The 24,367-nt window shown below is 70.0% G+C and carries 26 protein-coding genes; 13 read left to right on the forward strand and 13 right to left on the reverse strand.

What is annotated here, in order from left to right:
* Position 1: 1 nt before the first annotated feature.
* The 9 genes from ACQPWU_RS06900 (at position 2) to ACQPWU_RS06940 (ending at position 7,486) form a co-directional block, all read left to right on the forward strand.
* Positions 2 to 844 carry a type II secretion system F family protein gene (locus tag ACQPWU_RS06900; RefSeq protein ID WP_433437745.1) on the forward strand — a complete coding sequence of 281 codons (843 nt, stop codon included), beginning with the start codon at positions 2 to 4 and terminating at the stop codon, positions 842 to 844.
* Entirely contained in the window at positions 837 to 1,757 is a 921-nt protein-coding gene (locus tag ACQPWU_RS06905; RefSeq protein ID WP_433437746.1) for a type II secretion system F family protein, read from the forward strand. The genes ACQPWU_RS06900 and ACQPWU_RS06905 overlap by 8 nt, the downstream gene beginning before the upstream one ends.
* A complete protein-coding gene (locus tag ACQPWU_RS06910; RefSeq protein ID WP_433437748.1) occupies positions 1,757 to 1,987 on the forward strand; it encodes a hypothetical protein in 231 nt (76 codons plus the stop codon). Before ACQPWU_RS06905 ends, ACQPWU_RS06910 begins: the two co-directional genes overlap by 1 nt.
* A complete protein-coding gene (locus ACQPWU_RS06915) occupies positions 1,974 to 2,402 on the forward strand; it encodes a TadE family protein (protein WP_433437750.1) in 429 nt (142 codons plus the stop codon). Before ACQPWU_RS06910 ends, ACQPWU_RS06915 begins: the two co-directional genes overlap by 14 nt.
* Positions 2,399 to 2,794, forward strand: a complete 396-nt coding sequence (locus tag ACQPWU_RS06920; RefSeq protein ID WP_433437751.1) for a TadE/TadG family type IV pilus assembly protein — start codon at positions 2,399 to 2,401, stop codon at positions 2,792 to 2,794. Before ACQPWU_RS06915 ends, ACQPWU_RS06920 begins: the two co-directional genes overlap by 4 nt.
* Positions 2,787 to 3,191 (forward strand): flp pilus-assembly TadE/G-like family protein, encoded by a 405-nt coding sequence (locus tag ACQPWU_RS06925; RefSeq protein WP_360688761.1) that lies wholly within the window; start codon positions 2,787 to 2,789, stop codon positions 3,189 to 3,191. The genes ACQPWU_RS06920 and ACQPWU_RS06925 overlap by 8 nt, the downstream gene beginning before the upstream one ends.
* 70 nt (positions 3,192 to 3,261) lie before the next feature.
* A complete protein-coding gene (locus ACQPWU_RS06930) occupies positions 3,262 to 5,967 on the forward strand; it encodes a BTAD domain-containing putative transcriptional regulator (protein ID WP_433437754.1) in 2,706 nt (901 codons plus the stop codon).
* Positions 5,964 to 6,560 carry a hypothetical protein gene (locus ACQPWU_RS06935; RefSeq protein ID WP_433437755.1) on the forward strand — a complete coding sequence of 199 codons (597 nt, stop codon included), beginning with the start codon at positions 5,964 to 5,966 and terminating at the stop codon, positions 6,558 to 6,560. Before ACQPWU_RS06930 ends, ACQPWU_RS06935 begins: the two co-directional genes overlap by 4 nt.
* On the forward strand, positions 6,557 to 7,486 hold the full coding sequence (locus tag ACQPWU_RS06940; RefSeq protein ID WP_433437757.1) for a hypothetical protein: 930 nt from the start codon (positions 6,557 to 6,559) through the stop codon (positions 7,484 to 7,486). Before ACQPWU_RS06935 ends, ACQPWU_RS06940 begins: the two co-directional genes overlap by 4 nt.
* Here ACQPWU_RS06940 and ACQPWU_RS06945 read toward each other — a convergent pair.
* A complete protein-coding gene (locus tag ACQPWU_RS06945; RefSeq protein ID WP_433437759.1) occupies positions 7,476 to 7,910 on the reverse strand; it encodes a MarR family winged helix-turn-helix transcriptional regulator in 435 nt (144 codons plus the stop codon). The genes ACQPWU_RS06940 and ACQPWU_RS06945 overlap by 11 nt on opposite strands.
* 90 nt (positions 7,911 to 8,000) lie before the next feature.
* Here ACQPWU_RS06945 and ACQPWU_RS06950 point away from each other — a divergent pair, with 90 nt between their 5' ends.
* Complete coding sequence (locus ACQPWU_RS06950; protein ID WP_433437761.1) at positions 8,001 to 9,152, forward strand: MFS transporter; 1,152 nt, start codon at positions 8,001 to 8,003, stop codon at positions 9,150 to 9,152.
* Positions 9,153 to 9,197: 45 nt separating this feature from the next.
* On the opposite strand, the gene ACQPWU_RS06955 is transcribed toward ACQPWU_RS06950, so the two are convergent.
* The 9 genes from ACQPWU_RS06955 to ACQPWU_RS06995 form a co-directional block, all read right to left on the reverse strand.
* On the reverse strand, positions 9,198 to 9,434 hold the full coding sequence (locus tag ACQPWU_RS06955; RefSeq protein WP_433437763.1) for a hypothetical protein: 237 nt from the start codon (positions 9,432 to 9,434) through the stop codon (positions 9,198 to 9,200).
* Positions 9,435 to 9,444: 10 nt separating this feature from the next.
* A complete protein-coding gene (locus tag ACQPWU_RS06960; RefSeq protein WP_433437765.1) occupies positions 9,445 to 9,609 on the reverse strand; it encodes a hypothetical protein in 165 nt (54 codons plus the stop codon).
* An 81-nt stretch (positions 9,610 to 9,690) separates the two neighbouring features.
* The gene (locus tag ACQPWU_RS06965; protein ID WP_433437766.1) at positions 9,691 to 9,921 is read right to left on the reverse strand and encodes a hypothetical protein; all 231 of its coding nucleotides are present in this window, start codon (positions 9,919 to 9,921) and stop codon (positions 9,691 to 9,693) included.
* Positions 9,922 to 9,952: 31 nt separating this feature from the next.
* On the reverse strand, positions 9,953 to 10,465 hold the full coding sequence (locus ACQPWU_RS06970) for a methylated-DNA--[protein]-cysteine S-methyltransferase (RefSeq protein ID WP_433437768.1): 513 nt from the start codon (positions 10,463 to 10,465) through the stop codon (positions 9,953 to 9,955).
* A complete protein-coding gene (locus ACQPWU_RS06975; RefSeq protein WP_433437769.1) occupies positions 10,462 to 11,841 on the reverse strand; it encodes an AlkA N-terminal domain-containing protein in 1,380 nt (459 codons plus the stop codon). The genes ACQPWU_RS06970 and ACQPWU_RS06975 overlap by 4 nt, the downstream gene beginning before the upstream one ends.
* 114 nt (positions 11,842 to 11,955) lie before the next feature.
* Entirely contained in the window at positions 11,956 to 12,105 is a 150-nt protein-coding gene (locus tag ACQPWU_RS06980; protein WP_433437771.1) for a hypothetical protein, read from the reverse strand.
* A gap of 62 nt (positions 12,106 to 12,167) precedes the next feature.
* Positions 12,168 to 13,109, reverse strand: a complete 942-nt coding sequence (locus tag ACQPWU_RS06985) for an NYN domain-containing protein (protein ID WP_433437773.1) — start codon at positions 13,107 to 13,109, stop codon at positions 12,168 to 12,170.
* 107 nt (positions 13,110 to 13,216) lie between these two features.
* Positions 13,217 to 13,426 (reverse strand): acyl-CoA carboxylase subunit epsilon, encoded by a 210-nt coding sequence (locus tag ACQPWU_RS06990; protein ID WP_433437774.1) that lies wholly within the window; start codon positions 13,424 to 13,426, stop codon positions 13,217 to 13,219.
* On the reverse strand, positions 13,423 to 15,012 hold the full coding sequence (locus ACQPWU_RS06995) for an acyl-CoA carboxylase subunit beta (RefSeq protein WP_433437776.1): 1,590 nt from the start codon (positions 15,010 to 15,012) through the stop codon (positions 13,423 to 13,425). The genes ACQPWU_RS06990 and ACQPWU_RS06995 overlap by 4 nt, the downstream gene beginning before the upstream one ends.
* A gap of 36 nt (positions 15,013 to 15,048) precedes the next feature.
* On the opposite strand from ACQPWU_RS06995, the gene ACQPWU_RS07000 reads away from it, so the two are divergent.
* The 3 genes from ACQPWU_RS07000 to ACQPWU_RS07010 all read left to right on the forward strand — a co-directional run bounded on the left by ACQPWU_RS07000 (position 15,049) and on the right by ACQPWU_RS07010 (position 20,071).
* Positions 15,049 to 15,825 carry an ABC transporter ATP-binding protein gene (locus ACQPWU_RS07000; RefSeq protein WP_433437778.1) on the forward strand — a complete coding sequence of 259 codons (777 nt, stop codon included), beginning with the start codon at positions 15,049 to 15,051 and terminating at the stop codon, positions 15,823 to 15,825.
* Positions 15,822 to 17,381 (forward strand): hypothetical protein, encoded by a 1,560-nt coding sequence (locus ACQPWU_RS07005; protein WP_433437780.1) that lies wholly within the window; start codon positions 15,822 to 15,824, stop codon positions 17,379 to 17,381. Before ACQPWU_RS07000 ends, ACQPWU_RS07005 begins: the two co-directional genes overlap by 4 nt.
* A 68-nt stretch (positions 17,382 to 17,449) precedes the next feature.
* Positions 17,450 to 20,071: a phosphoenolpyruvate carboxylase gene (locus ACQPWU_RS07010; RefSeq protein ID WP_433437782.1), complete on the forward strand. Its 2,622-nt coding sequence runs from the start codon at positions 17,450 to 17,452 to the stop codon at positions 20,069 to 20,071.
* Positions 20,072 to 20,152: 81 nt separating this feature from the next.
* On the opposite strand, the gene ACQPWU_RS07015 is transcribed toward ACQPWU_RS07010, so the two are convergent.
* The 3 genes from ACQPWU_RS07015 to ACQPWU_RS07025 all read right to left on the reverse strand — a co-directional run bounded on the left by ACQPWU_RS07015 (position 20,153) and on the right by ACQPWU_RS07025 (position 24,340).
* Positions 20,153 to 21,232 (reverse strand): epoxide hydrolase family protein, encoded by a 1,080-nt coding sequence (locus tag ACQPWU_RS07015; protein WP_433437783.1) that lies wholly within the window; start codon positions 21,230 to 21,232, stop codon positions 20,153 to 20,155.
* A 64-nt stretch (positions 21,233 to 21,296) separates the two neighbouring features.
* The gene (gene fdhD, locus ACQPWU_RS07020; protein ID WP_433437785.1) at positions 21,297 to 22,139 is read right to left on the reverse strand and encodes a formate dehydrogenase accessory sulfurtransferase FdhD; all 843 of its coding nucleotides are present in this window, start codon (positions 22,137 to 22,139) and stop codon (positions 21,297 to 21,299) included.
* Positions 22,136 to 24,340 carry an FdhF/YdeP family oxidoreductase gene (locus tag ACQPWU_RS07025; RefSeq protein WP_433437786.1) on the reverse strand — a complete coding sequence of 735 codons (2,205 nt, stop codon included), beginning with the start codon at positions 24,338 to 24,340 and terminating at the stop codon, positions 22,136 to 22,138. Before ACQPWU_RS07025 ends, fdhD begins: the two co-directional genes overlap by 4 nt.
* Between the last annotated feature and the right edge of the window lie 27 nt (positions 24,341 to 24,367).

A 24,367-nucleotide genomic window follows, 5' to 3' on the forward strand; every position in this document is an offset into this window, starting at 1 on the left:
GGTGGTGTTCGACCCCTTCGCGATGCTGGCCGGCGCGGCCGCCGGCGGCGGCCTGTTCCTGTTCTTCATGTCCCTGTACGGCATGCGCCCCCGCCCGCCCCAACCCAAGCGCCACCTGATCAAGATGCTGACCACCCGAACCGCGGTGGCGGCCGTGGCCGCGGGACTGGTCCTGATCATCACCGGCTGGCCGGTCATGGCGGCGGGCACGGTGCTCCTGGTGTTCGCCTGGCGGGGCCTGTCGGGCGGGGCCGCCGAGGAGCGCGCCGCCATGCGCCGCCTCGAAGGGCTCGCCGCCTGGACCGAGTCCCTGCGTGACACGATCGCCGGCGCGGCGGGGCTCGAGCAGGCGATCCCCTCGTCCATCAGAGCCGCCGCACCCACCCTGAGGCCCCACCTGCGGGCCATGATCGACCGGCTGCACACCAGGATGGCGCTGCCCGAGGCGCTGGCGTTGTTCGCGGACGAGCTCGACGACCCCTCGGCCGACCTCGTGGTGGCCGCTCTCATACTCAACTCGCGGCTGCGCGGCCCGGGTCTGCGCGACGTGCTCGGCGCGCTGGCCGTCTCGGCCCGCGAGGAGCTCGACATGCGCCGTCGCGTCGAGGCCGAACGCCGTTCGACCAGGCGCAGCGTCCAGATCGTCGTGATCACCGCGCTGGTCTTCGCCGGGCTCCTCATCGTGTTCAACCCCTCGTACGTGGCCGAGTACAAGGGCTTTCTCGGCCAGGCCGTCCTGGTGGTCGTCGCCGGGCTGTTCGGGGCCGGGTTCGCCTGGATGAGGCGGCTGGCCAGGTTCGACAAGCCGACGCGGCTGCTCATGGGAGGAGGCGGCAATGGTTGAGGGCGCGCTGAGCGGGGCCGTACTCGGGCTCGGCCTGTTCGTGCTGCTGAGGGCGCTCTTCCCGGCCCGCCCCGGGCTGGTGGCGCGGCTGCTCGCGCTCGACGCCGTGCGCGAGGACGCGGGAGGCCCCCGCATCCAGCTCGTGCTGCCCGACGAGGAGGTCAGCGCCTTCCGCCGCGGTCTTGGCGAGCGGCTGGCCCGCCTGTACGGAGCCCGAGGCTGGGAGGTCAAGTCGATCAAGGCGGACCTGGCGCTGCTCGGCCGCTCGTTCGAGGCGTACCTGGCCAGCAAGGTGCTGCTGGCGGCAAGCGGCCTGCTGGCCTTCCCGCTGCTGCTCGGCTGGCTGGTGCTCATGGAGTGGGGCACCTCGCTCGCCATCCCGTTCTGGGCCGCCGTGCTCGTCGCGCTGCTGTTCTTCTTCCTGCCCGACCTTCAGGTACGCAAGGACGCGGCGGCCAGGCGGCGCGACTTCCGCCATGTGGTCGGGGCGTTCCTCGACCTCGTCTCCATGAACCTGGCCGGCGGCCGCGGCGTCCCCGAGGCCCTCATGATGGCCGTCTCGGTCAGCGGTGAGCAGCCCAACTGGGCGATGGGCCGCATCCGCGACGCGCTCAGCGGCGCCAGGATCGTCGGCATCACCCCATGGCAGGCGCTCGGCCAGCTCGGCGAGGAGATCAACGTCGACGAGCTGCGCGACCTGTCCGCCGCGCTCGGCCTGGTGGCCGACGACGGCGCCAAAGTACGCGCGTCGCTGACGGCCAGAGCCGCCACGTTGCGCCGCCGCGAACTGGCGGAGATCGAGGGCAGGGCCGGCGAGCGGTCGCAGTCGATGCTCGTCGCCCAGCTCCTGCTCTGCGCCGGTTTCGTGATCTTTCTCAGTTTTCCCGCCGCAATGAAGATGTTGGGGTCCTGATGAACCATCCCTGGATCGTGTATCTCACCGCATACCTCGGAGTGCGCATCCACCGCGCCCGCACCGCTCCCACCCGTGGCGCCTCCGCCGTCGAGTGGGTGATCATCACCGCCATCATCGCCGGTGTCGCGCTCGGCCTGGCCACCTTGATCAAGACGCTGGTCGAGCAGAAGCAGACCGACATCCAAGGCAGTTTCGGCGGTGGCGGCGGCACCGGTGGCAACCCGTAAAAAGAGCGAGCGGGGCGCGACGGTGATCGAGCTGGCCATCCTCATGCCGGTCATCCTGGCGGTCGCGCTGCTCATCGTGCAGGTCGCGCTCTGGTTCCATGCCCGCCAGGTCGCGGAGGCGGCAGCTCAGGAGGGCGCGCGCGTGGCCAGGGCGGCGCCGTTCGACTCCGGTGACTGGCCGGGCCAGGCCACGGCGAAGGCCACCGACATCATCCGGGCCGTCGGCCCGAAGCTGCTCCAGGGCGCCACGGCCACGACCTCCGAAAAGGATCCGGACGAGCGCTTCGTCACCGTGACCGGCAGCGCCGTACAGGTGATCCCGCTCCTGCCCAAGCTGACGTTCACGATCACCGCCACCGCCGGCGGGCCGGTCGAGTGCTTCCGTCCCGACAACGGCGGCGAGGACTGCTCATGAGCGGGGGAGAGCGCGGCTCCATGGCCGTGGAGACGGTGATGCTGGCCCCGGTCTTCCTGCTGTTCCTCATGTTCCTGGCCGGGGCGGGGGTGCTGGTGGAGTCGCAGGGCCGGGTCAACGGGGCGGCCAGGGACGCGGCCCGCGCCGCGTCGGTGCAGCGCTCGTTCGATGACGCCGAGGCCGCCGCCAAGGCCGTCGCCGACAGCACGCTGACCGGCCCCTGCGGGTCCCCGTCCGTGTCGCTGGACGGCTCCGCGTGGGAGCAGGGCGGCGAGGTCCAGGCCGAGGTTAGCTGCGAGCTGGACCTCGGCTTCCTGGGGTTCGGCGGCGCCAAGCGGATGACCGGCACGGCGGTGGTGCCGATCGAGCAGTTCAGGAGGGTCGATGAGTGAGCGGGGGTCGATGTCGGTCTTCACCGTGCTCTTCTCCGTCGTCGTGTTCCTGCTGGCCGGGCTGCTCGTGGACGGCGGCTCGGCGATCAACGCCCGGCTGCGCGCCGCCGACGTGGCCGAGCAGGCAGCGCGGGCCGGCGCCGACCAGATCGACGTCGACCACCTCCGCGCCACCGGACAGACCCGGCTGCTCGGCGAGGACCAGGTGTGCGCCAGAGCGGACGAGATCGTCACGGCCCAGGGCGGCGACGACGTGACCCGCGGCCAGTGCACCGTCGGCCAGGCGCAGGTGACGGTCACCGTGTCGGTGCAATGGAAGGCGTTCTTCCTGAGCGCGATCGGGTTCCCCGGCTCCGAGATGACCGGACAGGCGGTCGCCGCGCCCGAAGCGAGATAGACCGAATCGCACCACTCGATGGATCGGCGAACGTGCGAGGCACGACGCTGGACGGCGGAAGGGAGAGACAATGGCGACGCGAGAGCCAGCGCGTCCGCACGGACGTCACACGCCCGTGCGCGTCAAGGCCAGGCGCAGCGCCGGCGACGTGCTCGCCGGGATCGCGTCGCTGATCGTGCTGGTCGCGCTCGTGGGCGGCGTGCCGTACGCGCTGCTCACCTTCGTCGGCCCGCCGATCGCGCCCGAGCTGCTCGACCTCGACCTTCTCACCAGCCGCGTCGGCCCGAGCACGATCGTGGCCGTGCTGGTGCTGCTGGTGTGGCTGGCCTGGTTCCAGCTCTTCGTGTGCGTGCTGGTCGAGGTGTACGCAGGGGTCCGCAGGGTCGGCATGCCCGCCCGCGTACCGCTCTCGGGCGGGACGCAGGCGCTGGCCAACAAGCTCGTCAGCGCCGTGCTGCTGCTGTTCACGACGGGGGCGATGATCGCGCCACTGGTGAAGCTGACGCCGACCCCGGCCGCGCCGCCCGTGACGGCGGTCGCGTACTCGGCGCCGATCGTCGAGAAGGCGCTCGAGACGAACAAGACCAAGAAGGTGTACGTGGTGCAGCCCCCGCACGGCCGGCACCACGAGAGCCTGTGGGAGATCGCCGAGAAATGCCTGGGGGACGGCCGCCGATATCCCGAGATCTACCGGCTCAACCAGGCGAAGGAGCAGCCGGACGGCAGCCGGCTGCGCATGGCCGACCTGATCAGGCCCGGCTGGGTGCTCGACATGCCGGACGACGCCAGAAACGCCCACATCGTCCCCGCCGACCAGCCCCGCGAGGAGACGCTGCGCGAGCATCCCGGCAGAGCACACGTGGACCGGAACCTTGAGCACGGCTCGAAGACCGACCATGTCGAGAAAAGGGCCGAGAAAAGGGCCGAGAAGAAGGCCGAGGCCAAGCATCGCCAGCCGGAGCAGCGGGCCGAACAGCAGCCCATCATCCAGGAGAGCCAGGCCGACTTCACCGACTATCTCGCCACGGCCTCGCTGGCCGCCGCCGGCCTGCTGCTGGTGCTGGCCAGGCGGCGGCGCGAGCAACTGTGGCGCAGGGTGTTCGGCCGCAGGATCGTACGCCCGCGCGACGACGCCGCCCAGGCCGAGGTCGCGCTCAGGCTGGGTGGCGACGCGCCGGGCGCCCGCATCCTGGACATCGGTCTCCGGCTCCTCGGCGCCGAGCTGGCCGCCCAGAACCGTACCCCGCCCACCGTGTACGGGGCACACCTGTCGGCACGCACGCTCGACCTGTGGATCCATCCGCCGGACGGCGACGCGCCCGCGCCATGGACGGCCCAGGACGGAGGCCAGGTCTGGCGGCTGCCCGCCCACGAGGGCCGGCTCCTGGAGGATCAGCCGGGCGGTGCGCCGTACCCGGGGCTGGTCTCCATCGGCACGGACGCCAGCGGGCGCGTGCTGATCGACCTGGAGGCCGCGCAGGGACTGATCAACGTGCGCGGCCCGCAGACCACGGCCGCGCTGGCCGCGCTCGCCGTCGAGCTGGCCACGAACCGCTGGTCCGACCGCATGCGCATCACCCTCGTCGGCTTCGGAGAGGAGCTGACCGCCATCGCGCCCGACCGGATCAGGTCCGTCGGCGGCCTGGCAGAGGTGCTGCCCGAGCTGGAGGCGAGCGCGGCCCCGCGCAGGGAGGTGCTGACCGGGCGAGTCACCGGCAGCCCGCGCGACGCCCACTACCTGCTGTCCGCGGTGGCGCCCACGCACGAGGAGGCCAGGCGCCTCGCGCTGCTGGCCCGCAGGGACACCGCCGGGTACGTCCTGGCGGGCGACGTGCCGCACGCCACCTGGACGCTGGAGATCGGCGACGACGGCCGGGCCAGGATCACCGAGCTGGGCTTCGACGTGCAGGCCCAGCTCCTGCCGCGCCGCCACTACCAGGCGTTGGTCGACCTCTTCCGCACGGCCGACCGGGTCGACGGCGAGCCCGTCCCCGAGGCCGAGCCGCTGGAAGGGCTCCACCCGCCCGCCGTCGAGATCAGGATCCTCGGCCCCATCGAGGTCACGGGCCTGCGGCCGCTGGAGGAGGGCCGGATGGCGCTGGCCACCGAGCTGCTGGTCTACCTCGCCACCCATCCCGGCGGCGTGCATCCCTCGGTGCTCGGCGGGGTGCTGTGGCCGCGCGGCGTGCAGCCCATGGTCAGGGACGCCACGATCGCCAGGGTCGCCGAATGGCTGGGGCCCGACCACCTGCTCGCCGACGAGGCCGGCCGGCTCAGGCTGGGGCCCGAGGTGCGTACGGACTGGGCGCTGTTCCGCGAGCTCGTACGCCGCTCCCACGGCGACCCGACGGCCAGGGCCGTCCTGCTGGAAAAAGCGCTCGGCCTGGTCAGGGGCCCCCTGCTGACCGGCCGCCAGCCGGGGAGGTACGCCTGGCTGGCGGCCGAGGACCTGGAGTACGACGTGGCCGCCGAGGTGGCCGACGCGGCACACCAGCTCTGCGAGCTCAGGCTCGCGCACGGCCAGCCGGATGCCGCGGTGGCGGCCCTACGCGCGGCGCTGCTGCTGGCGGCCGACGACGAGGGCCTCTGGCGCGACCTGCTGCGGGCCACGCACGCGACCGAGGACTCGGTACGTCTGCGCGCCGTCGTCGAGGGGCTGAGCCGCAGGGCGGCCTCGCACCCGTACGGCGGCGGGATGGCCCCGGAGACCGAGGCGTTGATCGAGGAACTGCTGCCCACGTGGCGCATCCATGTGGTGAGGGAGTCATCGGCATGAGACGAGTCCTGGTGCTCTTGTTGATCGTCCTGGCGGGCTGCGGACAGGCCGAACGCCCGTACGCACCCCAGGGGCCCGCTTCGAGCACACCCCCGAAGAGCGAGACCAGGCCCCAGCCCACCGTGTCCGGGCCTGAAACGATCACGATCGGCGGCAGGCTTCGGGTGAACATCGACTGGCCCGCCGAACGTGATCCCCTCCTCAAGGTCATCACCGACTACTACCTCGCCTCCAGGAAAGCGCTCGTCTCCGGAAGCGATCGATACCTACAGGATCTGGATTTCGAACTCACGGCGGCCCGCGACACGTACGACTGGGTGCACGGATACACCGAACAGGAGAAGACGGTGAAAGGCGCTGCCCGGCTCTACAACCTGCGCGTCGCCGCGGTCGTCGGCAAAGGCGCGCAGATCAACGCGTGTGTCGACGAGTCGAAGACGCGCGTGATCTCCACACGCACCGGCAAGGCGGTCGTGCCCCAGCCCGACTGGGTGCGCACACCGTACCTCCAGGCCGCGCTCGCCCACCGCGGCGACGACGGCGTGTGGCGGATCAGGGGACTCCGCTACGACATGAAAGGGTGCACCGGATGAACCGCCTGATCCCGCTGGCCGTCGCGGCCCTGACGATGCTGGGAGGCCACGTGGACGACCAGCCGGACGGCAGGGCCTTCAAGGACGGCTCGACGGTCGGCGTCGACCTGTTCAACTCCAAGATCGTCATCTCGGGCAACGGCGCCAGGGGTGGCAGGGGAGACGGCTACGTGCTCAAACGCCCATGCTGGTACGAGCCGGGCCTGGATGCCACCGAGATGCTCAAGACGCAGGAGGGGCTGCGGGACTACTTTTTCAAGTTCACCAAGAATCCCAGCGATGACAAGTTCAAGCAGTTCCTCAAGCAGTTCGAGGACAAGGTCGGCAAGGCCGGGCGATGGTGGGGGCCCGCGTACAACGCCTCCGACCCGAAGGGCGAGGCGTGCTTCGCCGATCTCGACCCGTTCGTCTTCGTGCCACCTGGCACCACGCCGCCGGCCGGCATCACCATCCAGGAGCTGGCCGAGATCGCCAGAGCCGCGCTGACCGTGCCCGAGCCGACGGTCAAGCTGAACCCCGACGCCAAGAGCTACGTCAACCTGCCCACCTGGGTGTGGCTGGAGGGCATCGGGGAGCCACGCCGGTCGGTGACCGCGACGATCCCCGGCGTCATGAGCGCGACCGTGGTGGCCACGCTCCAGGACATCAAGATCGACCCGGGGACGACCAAGGATCGGGCAGAGGTGCACGAGGACGGCTGCGGGACGTCCGGGAAGCCGTACACCAAGGGCGCGGAGTTCTCGTGCGGCGTGCGTTACCTGCGCTCGTCGATCGACCAGCCGCGCGAGAAGTACACGCTCACGGTCACCACCGTCTGGCCGGTCCAGGTGACCGACAACGTGGTGCCGTTCCAGTTCGCGCCCGTGGAGGTCGGCGCCACCCGGGACGTGCCGGTCGGCGAGATCCAGAGCAACGTCAAGCCCTGACCACCGCGACCAGCGGGGCCAGTTCGGGCAGCTCGGCCGCCTCGTCCAGCACCTCCTTCAGCACGGCGTCATGCGTGGGACGTGCCCGGCCGAGCAGCTCGAACCCGGCCTGCGTGACCTCCGAGTAGATCCCGCGCCTGTCGTCCTCGCACAGGTAGCGCCTGAGCAGGTCGCGGTTCTCCAGCCTGGTGACCAGCCGCGTCGTGGCGCTCTGGCTCAGCACGACGGCCCTGGCGAGCTGCTGCATGCGCATGTGCCAGCCGTCCTGCCTGGCGAGCGCGTCCAGCACGGTGTATTCGCTCACACTGAGCTCGTGCTCCTTCTGGAGCGCTTTCTCCAGCCTGTCCTCGATTTTCGCGTGCAACGCCGCGAGGGTGCGCCACCCCTGGGCGCGCGCCTCCACGGCGTCATCGGCTAGGGGCATGTGACGGCCTCCTCGTTGTGCTTGTATGGTCAGTTAGTCAGCGCGTGCAAATAATGCGTACGCTTACTAACGTCGTCTGAGGAGTAGTCTATGCCTCTCGCCCTGTTCGCCCTCGCGATCAGCGCCTTCGGCATCGGGACCACGGAGTTCATCATCAACGGGCTGCTGCCCGACGTGGCGGCCGACTTCGGCGTGACGATCCCGGCCGCCGGGCTGCTCGTGTCCGGATACGCCCTGGGCGTGGCGGTCGGCGGGCCACCACTGACCATGCTCGGCGGGCGGTTGCCGCGCAAGACCATGCTGCTGTCGCTGATGGTGCTGTTCATCCTGGGGAACCTGTTGTCGGCACTGGCGCCCTCGTACGCGGTGCTGATGGCCGGGCGTTTCCTGTCGGCCTTCGCGCACGGCGCGTACTTCGGGGTCGGCTCGGTGGTGGCCGCCGACCTGGTGGCGCCGCAGAAGCGGGCCAGCGCCATCGCCTTGATGTTCACCGGCCTCACGCTCGCGAACGTCGTGGGCGTGCCCCTGGGGACGTGGATCGGTCAGGCGTTCGGCTGGCGGGCCACGTTCTGGGTCGTGGTGGCCATCGGCGTGGCCGGCCTCGCCGGCGTCCTGGCTCTCGTCCCTCGCCGGCCGCGCCCGTCCGGCAGTGTCCTGCGGGAGCTGTCGACGTTCCGCAACCCCGGCGTGTGGCTGGCCCTCGCCATGACCGTCTTCGGCTTCGCACCGGTCTTCGCCGTGATCACGTTCATCTCGCCCATCATGACCGGCGTGGGCGGCTTCTCGCCTGGAGCCGTGCCCGTGGTCATGGCCCTGTTCGGGGTCGGCCTGGTGGTGGGCAACCTGCTCGGCGGGAAGCTGGCGGACCGGGCCGTCATGCCCAGCATCTACGGCTCGGTCGCCCTCCTCACCGTGCTGTCCGCGGTGGTCGCCCTGGTGTCGAGCAGCCAGGTGGCCTTCGTGGTCACCATCACGCTGTTCGGTGTGGCCGCCTTCGCCACGGTCCCGCCCCTGCAGACCCGCGTCCTGGACGCCGCCGCCGGCGCGCCGACCCTCGCCTCGGCGGCCAACATCGGCGCCTTCAACCTGGGCAACGCCATCGGCTCCTTCGCGGCGGGCCTCACCATCGACGCCGGCCTCGGCTACACGGCCCCGGCCTGGACCGCCGCCCTGCTGGGCTTGGTGGGGCTGGCGGTGGCGGGAGCGGCGGGCGTCCAGGCCCGCCGCCTTGTGCCCGCCTGACCACGATCAGGGCTGGTATGGAGTGCCGCTCCAGCCCTGATCGGCTCAGTTGAACAACTCGTCGACGCCTTTGGCGGTGGCGGCCTTGCGGATCCAGGCTTCGAGGGTGTCAAGGTTGGTGCACTCGGTGATGCGTGTCCGTGCCTCGTCGGGGACGGAGATGCCGCGTGCCTCCAGGACGAGGAGGATCGACTTGGCCTCGCCCTTCGCCTCGCCCTTGGCTTCGCCTTCGGCGACCCACTCGAGAAGCAGTTCGCTTCTGGACTCAGGTGCCATGGTCATCACGAACTCCCTAACCTTGATCTTCATCGAATCGGGCAGACACGGCCCAGGCCAGATCGGTGATCACGGGCACTTCGCCCGGGCCGATGACGATCGGGTGCAGCACCCAACCCGGGTGTCCCATGTCGATGGGCTCCGTGTGCTTGCGGGCTGTCGCCGCGTCGTCGCAGAACACCAGGAGTAACGCTGGGCACTTCTGGCGGGCGCGGAGAGTCGCGAGATAGACGGGCCAGGACCAGCGTTTCCGCTTGTCGTATTAGCGTTGGACCGCCAGCACGACCGCTGACACCGGCCTGCCGTCCTGCGTCAGCACGACGACCGAATCGGCCCGGTATTCGGTCGGCCTGAAGCTGGTGAAGTCGCAGTTGGCCAGTTGGGCCACTTGGAAGGGGGGTACGGAGACGCCCGTCTCAGTCAGCAGGGTGACGACGAGAGACGGGCGCTGGCGTACGAGTTCTATGAGGAACTCGTGTTCCTGCGTCGGCATGGCGAACACATTACCGAATGTTTCCGGTCGACTACTCTACGTTGGCGATTCCTCCGTTTTCGTGGGCAATAAGCCACTCCTTGACCGGTACGCCGTAGTAATACCCGCCATATCCCCCGCCGCTGGGCAACACCCGGTGGCACGGCACGAAGGGCGCGATCAGGTTCTGCGCACAGGCCGACCCGGCCGCCCGGGCGGCCGTCCGCGGGAGACCGGCGCGTTCGGCCAGTTCCGCGTACGAGACGGTGGTCCCGGCCTTGACCTCGCGCAGCGCCTGGTGGAGGCGCTTGCGGGTGGGCGTGCCGGGCTGGGAGACCGGGATGGCGTCCAGGGCGTCCAGGTCTCCGGCCAGGTACGCCCGGGCCGCCGATGCGGCGTCCCCGAGGTCGTCCACGACCTCCAGGCCCTCCGACTGCAGGGCAGGCGTGAGGCGTACGAACATCTCCTTGGGGTCGGCGGTGAAGCCGGCCGCCACCAGGACCCCCTCGCGGGACAGCAGGGACAGCGGCCCCATGGGGGTCGGTACGAGCTGGGCTGCGATCATGATGAGCTCCAAAGGTGCAGGGCGGCGTAGGCCCGCCAGGGCCGCCACCGCTCGATGTGGTCGTCGGGAATGCCCAAGCAGGCCATGCGCTTCTTGAGCACGAGGTCGTCCGTGGGCCACGCGTCCGGGTCGCGGAGCGCCCGCAGCGCGATGTAGCTGGCCGTCCACGGGCCGATGCCGGGGACTTCGAGCAGGGCCGCCACCGCCTCGCCCGGGTCCTGGCCGCCGTCCAGGTCGATGCGGCCATCGGCCAGGTGGGCGGCCAGGTACTTGAGGGTGGCCATCCTGCGGGTCGTCAGGCCCAGGCCCGTGAGGTCGGTGTCCAGGAGTTCGTCGGGAGTGGGGAAGAGGGGGCCGGGGGCCCTGGCGACGATGCGCCCGAGGAGGGTACGGGCGCCGGCCACCGAGATCTGCTGGCCCACGACCGCGCGTACCGCCAGCTCGAAGCCGTCGAACGCCCCCGGCACCCGCAGCCCGGGACGGGCCGCCACCAGGGGGCCGAGCGAGGTCTGGCCGAGGATCTCCGCGATGGCGCCGGGCTCGGCGTCGAGGTCGAGGAGGCGGCGGCAGCGCGCCACGATGCGGGCGAGCTGCCGCGTGTCCTCCACCGCCACGTCCAGGGCTATGTGGTCTCGCCGGGGTGTGAGCGTGATCGTCCCGCCTGGTACGGCTCGTGCGTATGACGTACGCGTCGCCTCCTCCAGTCCGGGAATGGCGCGAGCGGCGAGGAACGCGAAGACCCCGTCCACGTCGTACGGCTCCCGCCGGTGCAGCCGGAGCCGGAGCGTCGCGTCGGACACCCGGGGGCCGGCCGTGGCACGCAGCTCGCTGGGCGTGAAGCCGTACGTCTCCCGCATCGTCGAGTTGAACTGCCGCACACTCCCGAACCCCGAAGCGAACGCCACCTCCGTGACCGGCAGTCCCGTCTCCGTCAGCAACTGCTTGGCCAGCAGCAGCCGCTTCGTCCGCGCGACCGCCAACGGCCCGACGCCCAGCTCGGCCACGAACAGCCGGTGCAGGTGCCGCTCCGTGATGTGCAGCCGCTTGGCCAGCCCTGCGACGCCGTCGTCGTCGGCCGCGCCGTCGTCGATGAGCCGCAGAGCCCGGCCGACGAGGTCGCCCCGAAAGTCCCAGCCGGGATCGCCGGGTGAGAGCTCGGGACGGCAGCGCTTGCATGGCCGGAACCCGGCGGCCTCGGCCGACGCCGCGTGCCGGTAGAAGCGCACGTTGCGGGACGAGGGCGTGCGGGCCGGGCAGATCGGACGGCAGTAGATGCGTGTTGTCGTCACCGCCGTGTAGAAGCGCCCGTCGAACCGGGCGTCCCTGGCTGAGACGGCCCGGTAGCAGGAGTCGAAGTCGAGCTCTAGTGGTGACATGCCTCCGACATTATTCGCTCCCCAGGGGCCCTGACTGGCGGAAATCGGACGTCAACGTCAAATAGCAGGTCAGCAGGTCGGAGGCGGTGACTGGCGGGAATCGGACGTCACTGCTCAGGGGTGGCGGCGGATCGGGGAGAACAGGAACGGGATCCAGCTCAAGGCCATGATCAGCGCGCCGAGCCACAGCGCTGAACGTATGCCCCAAACCTCGCCGAGCGCGCCCGCGAGCAGCGCGCCCAGGCCGGACTGTGCTCGGCCCACCGTACGGGGCGGTACGTCATGTACGCCCGTACGGCGATAGCCGAGGCCCTCCTTGAGAACCCCTACTTGGACGAGACCCCCACTCCCAGGTCGAACTCCCGGTAGACCCTCGCCCAGAAGCCGTCACGCAGCCACACCCGGGCCTCCGGATACGGCCGCAGCGAGTGGCCGAGCTCCTTCTCCGCCTCGATCAGCAGCTCGGTGTCGATCACGGTCGGCAGGATCGGCCCGGGCAGCAGGTCGCGGATGTTGTCGCGGCCACGGGTGAGAATCCACTTCTGTGCCACGTGCTCGCCCACGTCCTCCACGCGGGGGCGGCTCGGCCCGAGCTTGGCCACCTGACCGGGCTTGGCGTGCGGTTTGACGGGCGTGCGCCCGGCGAAGACCTGCGCGGGCGAGGGAGCGGCGACGGGCGGGGTGACCGGGACGGGCTGTGGAGCACGGCTGAAAAAGGGCCTCAGGAAATCAGCGGAGATCACTTCCACGGTGTCGGACTCCCACACCAGGCGCTCGGCCTGGTTGGTGCCATAAGGCGGCTCGACGCCCCACAAGTGGATGCGCACGCCGTACGCCTGCGCAGCCTCGACCGCCGGAACCATGTCCTCGTCGCCCGCCAGCAGGATCGTGTCGGTGACCGCATGATGTCTCGCCAGTGCCTCCAGATCACTCCTGATCTGCGCGTCCACGCCTTTCTGCTGGCCACGGGCGTTCAGGTTGCCAAGTCGCACCTTGACCCAGGGCAGTTGGGCGATGACTCGCTGGTCGACGGTGGGCACGCGGTCGCGGGCTGCGTCATACCAATAGATCCGCAGAAGTTCGCCGGAAATACGTTCCTCTGCATGTTTCTGTAGACTCTGGATGAGCTCATCGGCGGCCACCCGATATTCCTTGCGCTCCTTCGCACCGAGCAGCACTTCACCCGCCGCCGCGTACAGATAACCGACATCCACTAGGACGGCGTACTTGGCTGCCACAGGATGCGGCATGAGGTCTGGGATGGCCATGTCGTCCTCCAGGCCGCGGTGTTAGTTGATCGGCCGACTATATACGCCTACTTTCTCTAGATAGTCCCAACTCCCGGAGTCCTTGACACCCGATTCCCAGGATCTATCTAGGGTAGTGCGCTCATCCGCCAAGCCGACTTCCCTGGGACGACAGGCTTACGCATACCTCTGGCCGGGTTTCGCCATGTTTGGCGACGCGGTACTGGAGACTTCTCCGGTTGGGCCTGCGGGCTCTGTCGTGCCGCGAGTACGGCCACCAACGCCGCGATCTCCTCGGGCGTGGCGTCGCCCCGGACAATTCGCAGATCTGCCGTCATAGCGGGATGTTCCCATGCTTCTTCGGCGGGAGCGTCGCCCGCTTGTTCCTGAGCGCCCGCAGCGCCCTGACGACCTGGGACCGGGTTTCGGATGGCCGTATCACAGCGTCCACGTAGCCGCGCTCCGCCGCGATATACGGGTTCGCCAGCGTGTCCTCGTACTCGGTGACGAGCCGCGCGCGCTCGGCCTCGGGATCGTCGGAGGCTGCCAGCTCGCGCCGGTAGAGGATGTTGACCGCGCCTTGTGCCCCCATGACCGCGATCTGGGCGGTCGGCCAGGCCAGGTTGACGTCCGCGCCGAGGTGCTTGGAGCCCATGACGTCGTACGCGCCGCCGTACGCCTTGCGCGTGATCACCGTGATGAGCGGCACGGTGGCCTCGGCGTAGGCGTAGAGGAGCTTGGCGCCCCGGCGGATGATTCCGTTCCATTCCTGATCGGTCCCGGGAAGGAATCCCGGTACATCAACAAAAGTCAGTATCGGAATATTAAAAGCATCACATGTTCGAATAAATCTGGCTGCCTTCTCCGATGCGTGGATATCCAGACATCCCGCGAAATGCATGGGCTGGTTGGCCACGACCCCGACCGGCTGGCCGTCCACGCGGCCGTACCCGACCACGATGTTCGGCGCGAACAGCGCGTGGACCTCCAGGAACTCCCCGTCGTCCAGCACGTGCTCGATCACCTGGTGCATGTCGTACGGCTGGTTCGACGAGTCGGGGATCACCTCGTCGAGCTCGGGGTCGAGCTCCAGGTCGGCGGCGGCCTCGAAGGTCGGGGCCTCGTCCAGGTTGTTCGACGGCAGGTACGACAGCAGCGCCTTCACGTACTCCAGCGCGTCGTTCTCGTCGGCGGCCTGGTAATGGGCCACACCCGACTTCGTGTTGTGCGCGTGCGCCCCGCCGAGCTCCTCGAACGTGACCTCTTCGCCCGTCACCGTCTTGATCACGTCGGGCCCCGTGATGAACATATGGGACGTCTGGTCCACCATCACGACGAAGTCGGTCAGGGCGGGGGAGTAGACGTGCCCGCCGGCCGCGGCGCCCATGATGAGCGAGATCTGCGGGATCACGCCGGACGCGTGCACGTTGCGCTTGAAGATCTCCGCGTAGAGGCCTAGCGCGACCACGCCTTCCTGGATGCGTGCGCCGCCGCCCTCGTTGATGCCGATGATCGGGCACCCGGTCTTGATCGCCAGGTCGAGCACCTTGACGATCTTCTCGCCGTACACCTCGCCGAGCGAGCCGCCGAACACCGTCACGTCCTGCGAGAACACGCACACCTGCCGGCCGTCGATCGTGCCGTGCCCGGTGATGACGCCGTCGCCGTACGGCCGCCGCTTCTCCAGCCCGAACATTGTGGACCGGTGCCTGGCGAACTCGTCGAACTCCACGAACGAGCCCTCGTCCAGCAGCGCGAGCACCCGCTCCCTGGCGGTCATCTTGCCCTTGGCGTGCTGCTTCTCCACCGCGGCCGCGGAGCCGGCGTGCACAGCCTCGTCGAGCCGTCGCTCCAGGTCAGCAATCTTTCCGGCGGTGGTGTGGATATCCGGCTGTTCTGGTAGAGGTTCCGCGGCAGTGCTCATGCGCGCAAGGCTAGTCCCTCCTCCTAGAGTGGATCCATGACGGATGCGGTTCGCACGCATGGTCTCTTCAAGCGGTACGGGCCGCAGGTCGCGGTGGCGGGCGTCGATCTGGTGGTCCCGGCGGGGAGTTTCGCCGGGCTGGTCGGACCCAACGGCGCGGGCAAGACGACCACACTGAGCATGATCACAGGGTTACTCCGTCCCGACGGCGGCTCGGCCGAGATCGACGGGTTCCATGTCTGGCGCGACCCCGTGGAGGTCAAGGCGCGCATCGGCGTGCTGCCGGAGGGCCTGCGGCTGTTCGAGCGGTTGTCGGGCCGTGAGCTGCTCCTCTACAACGGCCGGTTGCGCGGCATCCCCAAGGCCGACGTCGAGCAGCGCGCGAACGAGCTGCTTGCCGTGATGGACCTGGCCGGCGCTGCCGACAAGCTGGTCGTCGACTACTCCACCGGCATGCGGAAGAAGATCGGCCTGGCCGCCGCGCTGCTGCACAATCCGTCGGTGCTCTTCCTCGACGAGCCGTTCGAGGGCGTCGACCCGGTCAGCGCCAACACGCTCACCGACGTGCTGCGGCGCTTCACCGCGTCCGGCTCGACAGTGATCTTCTCCAGCCACGTGATGGACCTGGTCGAGCGGCTGTGCGACTGGGTGTCGGTGATGAGCGCGGGCCACATCGTGGCTCAGGGGCCGCTGGCGGACGTGCGCGGCGGGCGCAGCCTCAACCAGGCGTTCCTGGAGCTGGTCGGCGGCCCGCGCGACAACGGCGAAGCCGGCCTCACCTGGCTCGGCGCCAGGTCCGGGGAACACCAGTGACCACCGTCGCTCTTTTCGCGCGGCTCAAGCTGCGGCTGCTGGCCGGAAACCTGCGCGGCGACCTCCAGCGCAAGCTCGGCTTCGTCTTCACCCTGATCGCCGCCACGGGCCTGGCCGTGCTGGGTTTCTTCCTGATGAGCCTGCTCCGGCTCGCGCCCCACGACACGGCGTCCGACCTGGTGATCATCGCGTTCGGGATCTTCCTCATCGGCTGGATGACCGTGCCGCTGCTCGCGTTCGGCCTGGACGACACGCTCGACCCGGCGAAGTTGTCGCTGCTCCCGTTGCGCACGCGCGAGCTGGCGATCGGCATGTTCACCGCGTCCGTGACCGGCGTCTGGCCGGTGGCGATGCTGGTCGTCACGGCGGGTGCGCTGGTCGGCCTGGCGACGGGCGTGGGCGGCGTGCTGCTCGGGGTGCCGGCCGTGCTGCTGCAGTTCGCGCTCTGCGTGGTGACGTCGCGGCTGATCACCACCTCGCTCTCCAGCGCACTGCGCACCCGGCGTGGCCGCGACGTGCTGGCCGTGGCCGCGCTGCTGGTGGTGGTGCTCGCGCAGCTGCCCAACCTCGTGATGAACGGCGGCCTCGGCGACCCGGCGGCCATGATCGACCGGCTGGCGGGCGTGCTCAGGTGGACCCCGCCGGGCATGGCCGCGCACGCGATGGCGGACGGCGGCCTGGTCGGGCTGGCCGAGCTGGCTCTTGTCGCGGTGGTCGTGGTGGTGCTCGGCTGGTTGTGGATCAAGTCGCTGAGCAGGGCCCTTGTGACGCCGGACGTCTCCACCCAGGCCGCCTCCGTACGCAAGGAGAGCGGGCTGGTCGACAGGTTCCTGCCGGACGGGCCGCTGGCGGCCGTGGTGACGAAGGAGCTGAAGTACATCAGGCGCGAGCCCAGGTTCCGCGTCGGCTGGTTCAGCTCGGTCGTGGTCACCGCCGTGCTGGCGTTCTCGCTGACCAGGAACGCGGACGCCGGGGAGGGGCTGCCGATCGTGCTGACCTCCGTCGGCGCCCTGATGATCGCGCTGCAGTCGGGCAACGCGTTCGGCATCGACGGGCGCTCGTTGTGGATGAACGCCGTGGCCTTCGGCTCCGAGCGCGGCCTGGCCACCGACCTGGCCGGGCGCCATCTGGCCAACGCGCTGATCGCCGTGCCGCTGCTCGCCATGATCGCCGTCGCCACCGGCCTGTTCACCGGCCATCCCGGCACGATCCTTCCCGCGGTGCTGGCCGGGTGGGGAGCGCTCGGGGTCGGGCTCGGCGTCGGCTCGGTGACCAGCGTGGTGGTTCCGTACACCGTGCCCGAGCGGATGAACGCCTTCAGCAGCGCCGCGCCCGGCCAGGGCGGGCAGGCGTTCGTCTCGGCCATGGGGGCGACGCTCGGCATCGCGCTGCTCTCGCTGCCGTTCGTGGTGCCACTGGTGCTCGGCTGGCTGTGGGTGTGCGCGCCGGCGCCGTTCTACGGGTTGCTGGCCGAGATGCTCGGCCGGCGGCTGGCCGCCAAGATTGGCCACGCCCGGCTGCCGGACCTGGTCGGAGCCGTGTCGAAGGGCTCCTGAGCAGTGGTCTAGTCCAATGGGCGAGACCGGTCTACGGCTTCCCCGAACGACTCGATACCCTTCAAAACATGATTGACCAGGGGTTCGAGCGTCGCAGCGCCGCCGTTACCGAGATGCCGGACGAGCTACGCCACGATGTGCGCCTGCTCGGCAAACTGCTCGGCCAGGTGCTCGCCGAACAGGGTGGCGAAGACCTGCTGTCAGACGTCGAACGGTTGCGCAAGGCCGTCATAGCAGCACGCAGGGGCGAGGTATCCGCCGACGAGATCACCGCCATGGTCGAGGGATGGGAGATCGAGCGGGCGGTGGCCGTCGCCCGCGCGTTCACCTGCTACTTCCACTTGGCCAACCTGGCCGAGGAGCACTACCGCATCCGCACGTTGCGTGAGCGCGACGCCGAGGGCAGGGTCCAGCGCGAGTCGCTGGCCCAGGCCGTCCAGCAGCTGGGCCATGAGCGCGTGACCGAGCTGCTGGAGGGACTGGAGCTGCACCCGGTGCTCACCGCGCACCCCACCGAGGCGCGCAGGCGCGCGGTCGTCACCGCCATCCAGCGCATCAGCGGCCAGCTCACCGAGTACAACGCGCCGGGCCGCGGCGCCTCCGAGCGCGCCGAGAGCAAGCGCCGCCTGCTGGAGGAGATCGACGTCCTGTGGCGTACGGCCCAGCTGCGCTCGACCAAGCTCGACCCGCTCGACGAGGTGCGCACGGCCATGGCGGCCTTCGACGAGACGTTGTTCCGCATGGTGCCCCAGGTCTACCGCTCGCTGGACGCGGCGCTCGACGAGCACACCGGCACCCGCGCGCCGCAGGCCAGGCCGTTCATCCGGTACGGCAGCTGGATCGGCGGCGACCGTGACGGCAACCCCAACGTCACGGCCAGGGTCACCCGCGAGACGATCCAGATCCAGTCGGAGCACGTGCTGTCGGCTCTCGAGACGGCCTGCACGCGCATCGCCCGCACGCTGACCGCTTCCGTCCAGCTCGCCCCGCCCTCGCCCGGGCTGAAGTCGGGGCTGGCCGCGGCCGTGGACGCCTACCCCGACGTGGTCTCCGAGCTGGCCACCCGCTCGCCGCGCGAGCCGCACCGGCAGTGGCTGCTGTTCGTGGCCGCGCGCATCGCCGCCACCCACCGCCGTGACCTCGACCTCGCCTACCGCTCGCCCGCCGAGCTGCTGGCCGACCTTCGCCTGGTGCAGGAGTCGCTGGCCGACTCGGCGCCCCGTCAGGCGTACGGCGAGTTGCAGCACCTCATCTGGCAGGTCGAGACGTTCGGCTTCCACCTGGCCGAGCTGGAGGTGCGCCAGCACTCCCAGGTGCACGCGGCGGCCCTGGAGGAGCTGCGGGCCGGCGGCGAGCTGTCGGAGCGGACCGAGGAGGTACTGGCCACGATCCGGGTGATCGCCTGGATCCAGGAGCGGTTCGGCGTCACGGCCTGCTCCCGGTACGTGGTCTCGTTCACCCGCTCGGCCGACGACGTCGCGGCCGTCTACGAGCTGGCCAGGCACGCGCTCGGTGAGCGGGCTCCCGTCCTCGACGTGGTGCCGCTGTTCGAGTCGGGCCAGGACCTCGCCAATTCGCCGCTCGTGCTGACCGGCATGCTCGACATTCCCGAGGTGCAGGTGCGGCTGGCGACCACCGGCAGGCGCATGGAGATCATGCTGGGCTACTCCGACTCGGCCAAGGAGCTCGGCCCCGCCGCCGCCACGCTCCGGCTCTACGAGGCGCAGGAGGAGCTGACCGCATGGGCGGCCAAGCACGACGTGAAGCTGCGCATGTTCCACGGCCGCGGTGGCGCGCTCGGGCGCGGCGGCGGCCCGGCCAACCGCGCGGTGCTGGCTCAGGCGCCCGGCTCGGTCGCGGGCCGGTTCAAGGTCACCGAGCAGGGCGAGGTCATCTTCGCCCGCTACGGCCACATCGCGATCGCCCGCCGCCACATGGAGCAGGTGGCCAACGCCGTGCTGCTGGCCTCCTCGCCCACCGTCAGCGACCGTACTTCCGCCGCCGCCGAGCGCTTCCGCGGGCTGGCCGAACAGGTGGCCACGGCGTCGGAGGAGGCGTACCGCGCGCTGACCGAGGCGCCGGGCTTCCCCGAGTGGTTCGGGCTCGTCAGCCCGCTGGAGGAGATCGGCACGCTCCGCCTGGGCTCGCGCCCCGCGCGCCGCGGCCTCGGCGCGCCCCGCTCGCTCGACGACCTGCGGGCGATCCCGTGGGTGTTCGCGTGGGCGCAGACGCGGGTCAACCTGCCCGGCTGGTACGGCCTCGGCACCGGCCTGGCCTCGGTCGGCTCCCTCGACGAGCTGCGGGCGGCGTACGCGGAGTGGCCGCTGTTCAACGCGATGCTCGACAACGCGGAGATGTCGCTGGCCAAGACCGACCGCTCGATCGCCAAGCGCTACCTGGCGCTCGGCGGCAGGGACGACTTCAGCCGGCAGGTGCTGGAGGAGTACGACAGGACCCGCGACCTGGTGCTGCGGGTCACGGGCCACACGCGGCTGCTGGAGAACCGCAAGGTGCTCTCGCGCGCCGTCCAGCTCCGCGACCCGTACGTGGACGCGCTGTCGCACCTCCAGTTGCGTGCCCTGCGCGCGCTGCGCACCGGCAACCCGTCGGAGCAGGAGCGCGAGCGCCTGTCCACGCTCCTGCTGCTGTCGGTCAACGGCGTCGCGGCGGGCCTGCAGAACACCGGCTGAGCCGGCCCGTCACGGTTCCGGCGGCGCTGTGAGCGATCAGCGCCGCCCCCGGCGGGTCGCGGAGGAGCGCGGGCCGGCGCTCTAGCCGAGCCCCTCGAAGAAGGCGATGACGTCGGACGTGAGGGTCTCGGTCGCGGTGTGCGCGGTGTAGTGCCCGCGCGCCGGGGCCGGCAGCGTCTTCCAGGAGACGATGTTGGAGTGGTCCCGCTCGGCGAAGCGGCGTATGGACGCGAAGTCGCCCTCGCCCATCGCCAGCCCCGTCGGCACGGTGGTGGGCTCCTTGGGCTGCTCCATGCGGGCATTCTCCCAGTACTGCCGGATCGCCGACCCCGCGGTCCCGGTGAACCAGTAGATCGAGGCGTTGGTCAGGACGAAGTCGTCGTCCAGGTCCTCCTCGAAGAGCTGGGCGAGCCAGCCGAGCAGCCCGGAGGGGGAGTCGGCGATGGCGTGGGCGAGGGTCTGCGGCTGCTGGGAGTGCAGCACGTTGAAGGCGCCCTTCTCCTTCCAGAACCAGTCGAGCACGGCGAGCCCCGCCTGCTCTTCCTCGCTGAGGCCGGCGAACTCCGCCGGGTCGCCGGAGGGGAAGGAGAACAGCTGGGTGACGTGCACGCCAACGACATGGTCCGGGTCGATCCTGCCGACCTCGGGCGAGATCATCGAGCCGCCGTCGTTCCCGGCCGCGCCGTAGCGCTCGTAGCCCAGCCGGGCCATCAGCTCGGCCCACGCCCTGGCGATGCGCAGGTTGTTCCAGCCCAGCTCGTGGGTGGGGCCGGAGAAGCCGTAGCCGGGGACCGACGGGATGACCAGGTGGAAGTGGCGTGACAGGGGCTCGATGGCGTTGAGGTATTCGACGATGGAGCCGGGCCAGCCGTGGGTGAGGATCAGCGCCAGGGCGTCGGGGTTGTCGTTGCGAACGTGGATGAAGTGGATGTTCTGTCCGTCGATCTCCGTGGTGAACTGCGGGTACGCGTTGAGCCTGGCCTCCTGCGCGCGCCAGTCGAACCCGTCGCGCCAGTAGCCGACCAGGCGCTTCACTCGCTCGACGCTGACGCCCTGGTCGGCGCCGGCGATCTCGTCCGTGAAGCGGGTCAGGGCGAGGCGGGCCTGGAGGTCGTCGAGGTCGGCCTGCGGGATCTCGATGCGGAAGGGGCGGATGCTCACGGCGAAGCTCCTCTTGAGAAGGGGAACGGTTCGTTCTGTTCCAAGAGTATCAGAACGGAATGCTTTATTCCACAAGGATCCGTTCAGAGCCCGCGTAGACGTTGCAGCGCTCGCCGCGCAGGAAGCCCACCAGCGTCATGCCGAACTCCCTGGCCAGCTCGACCGCCAGCGACGACGGCGCCGACACCGCGCACACGACCGGGATGCCCGCCGCCAGGGCCTTCTGCATGATCTCGTAGCTGGTCCTGCCGCTGACCATGAGCACGTGTTCGGCCAGCGGCAGCCGCCCGGTCAGCGCCGCCCAGCCGACCAGCTTGTCCACCGCGTTGTGCCGTCCCACGTCCTCCCGCAGCGCCACCAGCGTCCCGGCGGCCGAGAACAGCCCCGCCGCGTGCAGCCCGCCCGTCTTGCCGAACACACCCTGTGCTTCCCTCAGCCGGCCGGGAAGGCCGTACAGGAGCTCGGGAGTGAGCTCGAGCAGGCCCCTGGGGACCGGCTTGCAGCGGTCGTGCAGCACCTCCAGGCTGGCCGAGCCGCAGACGCCGCAGGCGCTCGAGGTGAGGAAATGACGGTCGAGGGCGGGCAGGTCGGGGATGGGGCCGTTCAGGCGTACCGTCACCGTGTTGTAGCGGGCCTCGGGCGGGAGGTCCTCGTCGACGCAGTACGCGATGGCCGCTATCTCGCCGGCCCCGACCAGGCCCTCGCCGTGCAGGAACCCGGCGGCCAGCTCGAAGTCGTGCCCGGGGGTGCGCATGGTGATGGCCACGGTCTTGCGCGTGCCGTCCGGCGCGGTGAGGCGGATCTCCAGCGGCTCCTCCGTGGCCAGGTCGTCGCGGCGGTCCCTGGCGGCGGAGCCGGAGAGCTCCCTGATCCTGATGCGGCTGGTGGGTCCCGGGCGCGACTTCACAGCGGCCGCACAGTGACGAGGGCGTTGTAGTCGGGGATCCGCGCGTCGGGCGAGCGGCGGGACTCGTCCAGCAGGACGTTGCCCTCCGGCCAGTGGATCTGCAGGTTGCCCGGCATCAGCGGGGCCCGCAGGACCTTGCCCTGGTAGGAGCGCTCGCCGGAGCGCAGCTCGACGGGGGTGCCGTCGGCCAGGCCCAGGCGGTCGGCGTCGTACTCGCTCATCAGCACGGCCTCGCGCGGTGCGCCGTTGAAGCCGTCGAGCCGCTCGTGGACCATGCTGTTGAACTGCTTGCCGCGCCTGGTGGCCACCATGAACGCGCCGTCGGGGCGCTTCAGCGCGGGCAGCGCGACGGCGGAGAACCTGCCCATCCCGTCGGAGGTCTGGAAGCGGCCGTCGGCGAACAGGTGGCGCCCGCCGTACTGGACGTTGTCCCCGAACTTCCTCAGGTCGGCGATGCCCCGGTAGAAGGGGACTGCCTGCTCGATCTCGGCGCGGATCTGCGGGGTGCCAGCGAAGCGAACTTTTGCCGAAATTTCGGGACGTGTTCGGGAGGCCAGCTCCGTGAAGATCTTCCACTCCGGCCACGCCTCGCCGATCCGCGGGCCCTCGACCTCGGGAGAGAAGATGATCCGCCGCTCGGTGGAGGTCTCGGTCACGCCGCCGACCATCTCGTAGCGGGTCTGCGCGGGCAGCAGCAGCACGTCGCCCTCGCCCGGCACGAGCATCTGAGACGACAGCACGATGTCGATGTGCACCCGGAGCCTGAGCCGCGACAGGGCCTCGCGGCAGTAGGCCGGGTCGGGCAGGACCTCAAGGAAGTTGCCGCCGCTCGACACCAGCGCGTCGAGGTCGCCGCTGTGGGCGGCGTCGATCATGTCGGTCGCGGTCAGGCCGGGCGTGGTCGGGACGTCGAATCCCCACATGTCCGTAAATTTCGCGGCATTTTCTGGCGTGATCGGCAGGCCGCCGGGCAGCCCGGTCGCGTACGCGCCCATCTCCGCCCCACCCTGCACGCCGCTGTGCCCCCTGATCGGCATCAGCCCGCACTTGTCCCGCCCCACGAAGCCCCTGGCCAGTGCCAGGTTCACGATCGCGCGGACGTTGTCCTCGCCGTACGTGTGCTGCGTGATGCCCATCGACCACACCAGCACCGCCGACTTCGCCTCGCCCAGCAGCCTGGCCAGACGGTACATGTCGTCCCTGGACGCCCCCGACAGCGCCTCGAGCTCGTCCCACGACTGGCCCGCGACCTTCGCGCGTAGCTCTTCGAAGCCGGTCGTCCGCTGGTCGACGAACTCCTTGTCCACCCAGTCGTTCTCGATCAGGTGCTTGAGCACGCCGTTGAGGAAGCCGATGTCGCCGCCCACGTTCACGCCGAAGAACTCATCGGTGATCTTCGTGCCGAACAGGGCGGACTCGGCGTTCGACGGCACCCAGTACTTGTCCATGCCGGGCTCGCGGTAGGCGTTGACCATCGCGATCCTCGTGCCCGCCTTCTTGGCGTGGTAGAGGTACTTCATCGCGACCGGCTGGTTGTTCGACGGGTTGGAGCCGACGAACACGATCAGGTCGGAGCCGATCCAGTCGGTGTACGAGCAGGTGGTGGCCGCGGCGCCGATAGTCTGCTTCAGCGCCACCGTCGAGGGCGAGTGGCAGATCCTGGCGGCGTTGTCGATGCTGTTGGTGCCGAGCGCGCGCACGGCCTTCTGGGCCGCGTAGTAGTTCTCGTTCGGCATGCCGCGGCTGGTCAGATACGCGCCGAAGCGCGCGTCGCGCAGGCCGTTCGCGGCGATGCGCAGCGCCTCGTCCCAGCTGATCCGGGTGAAGCCGGGCTCGCCCTGCTTGCGGAGCATCGGGTACGGCAACCGCCCCAGCTCGCGAAGTTCGGCGCTCTTCTTGCCCGCGAGCTCCGAGACGTCGCTCAAAAGTGAGGTGTCCAGGGCGGGCATGGTGTTCAGTGGCAGCAGCCGCAGCCGGATGTTGCACAGATGGATCTCGTCCATCGTCCAGTCACGCATGCCCTGCGTGCCCAGCGCACACCCGTCGCAGGTGCCCTGGTTGAGTATCCGCCAGGCGTAGCGCCGGTTGCCCTTGACCGACTTGAACGCCTTCCAGAGCTCAAGGTAGTTGTTCGGCTTGCGCAGCCCGATGCCGAACGGCCGCCAGGACGCCCAGTTACGCGGATCCAAAGGCTTGCTCATCTCTTTATCTTCCTCCCACCTGCCAAG

Source organism: Nonomuraea sp. CA-141351, assembly GCF_050944675.1.
In the GTDB taxonomy this organism is placed as follows: domain Bacteria; phylum Actinomycetota; class Actinomycetes; order Streptosporangiales; family Streptosporangiaceae; genus Nonomuraea.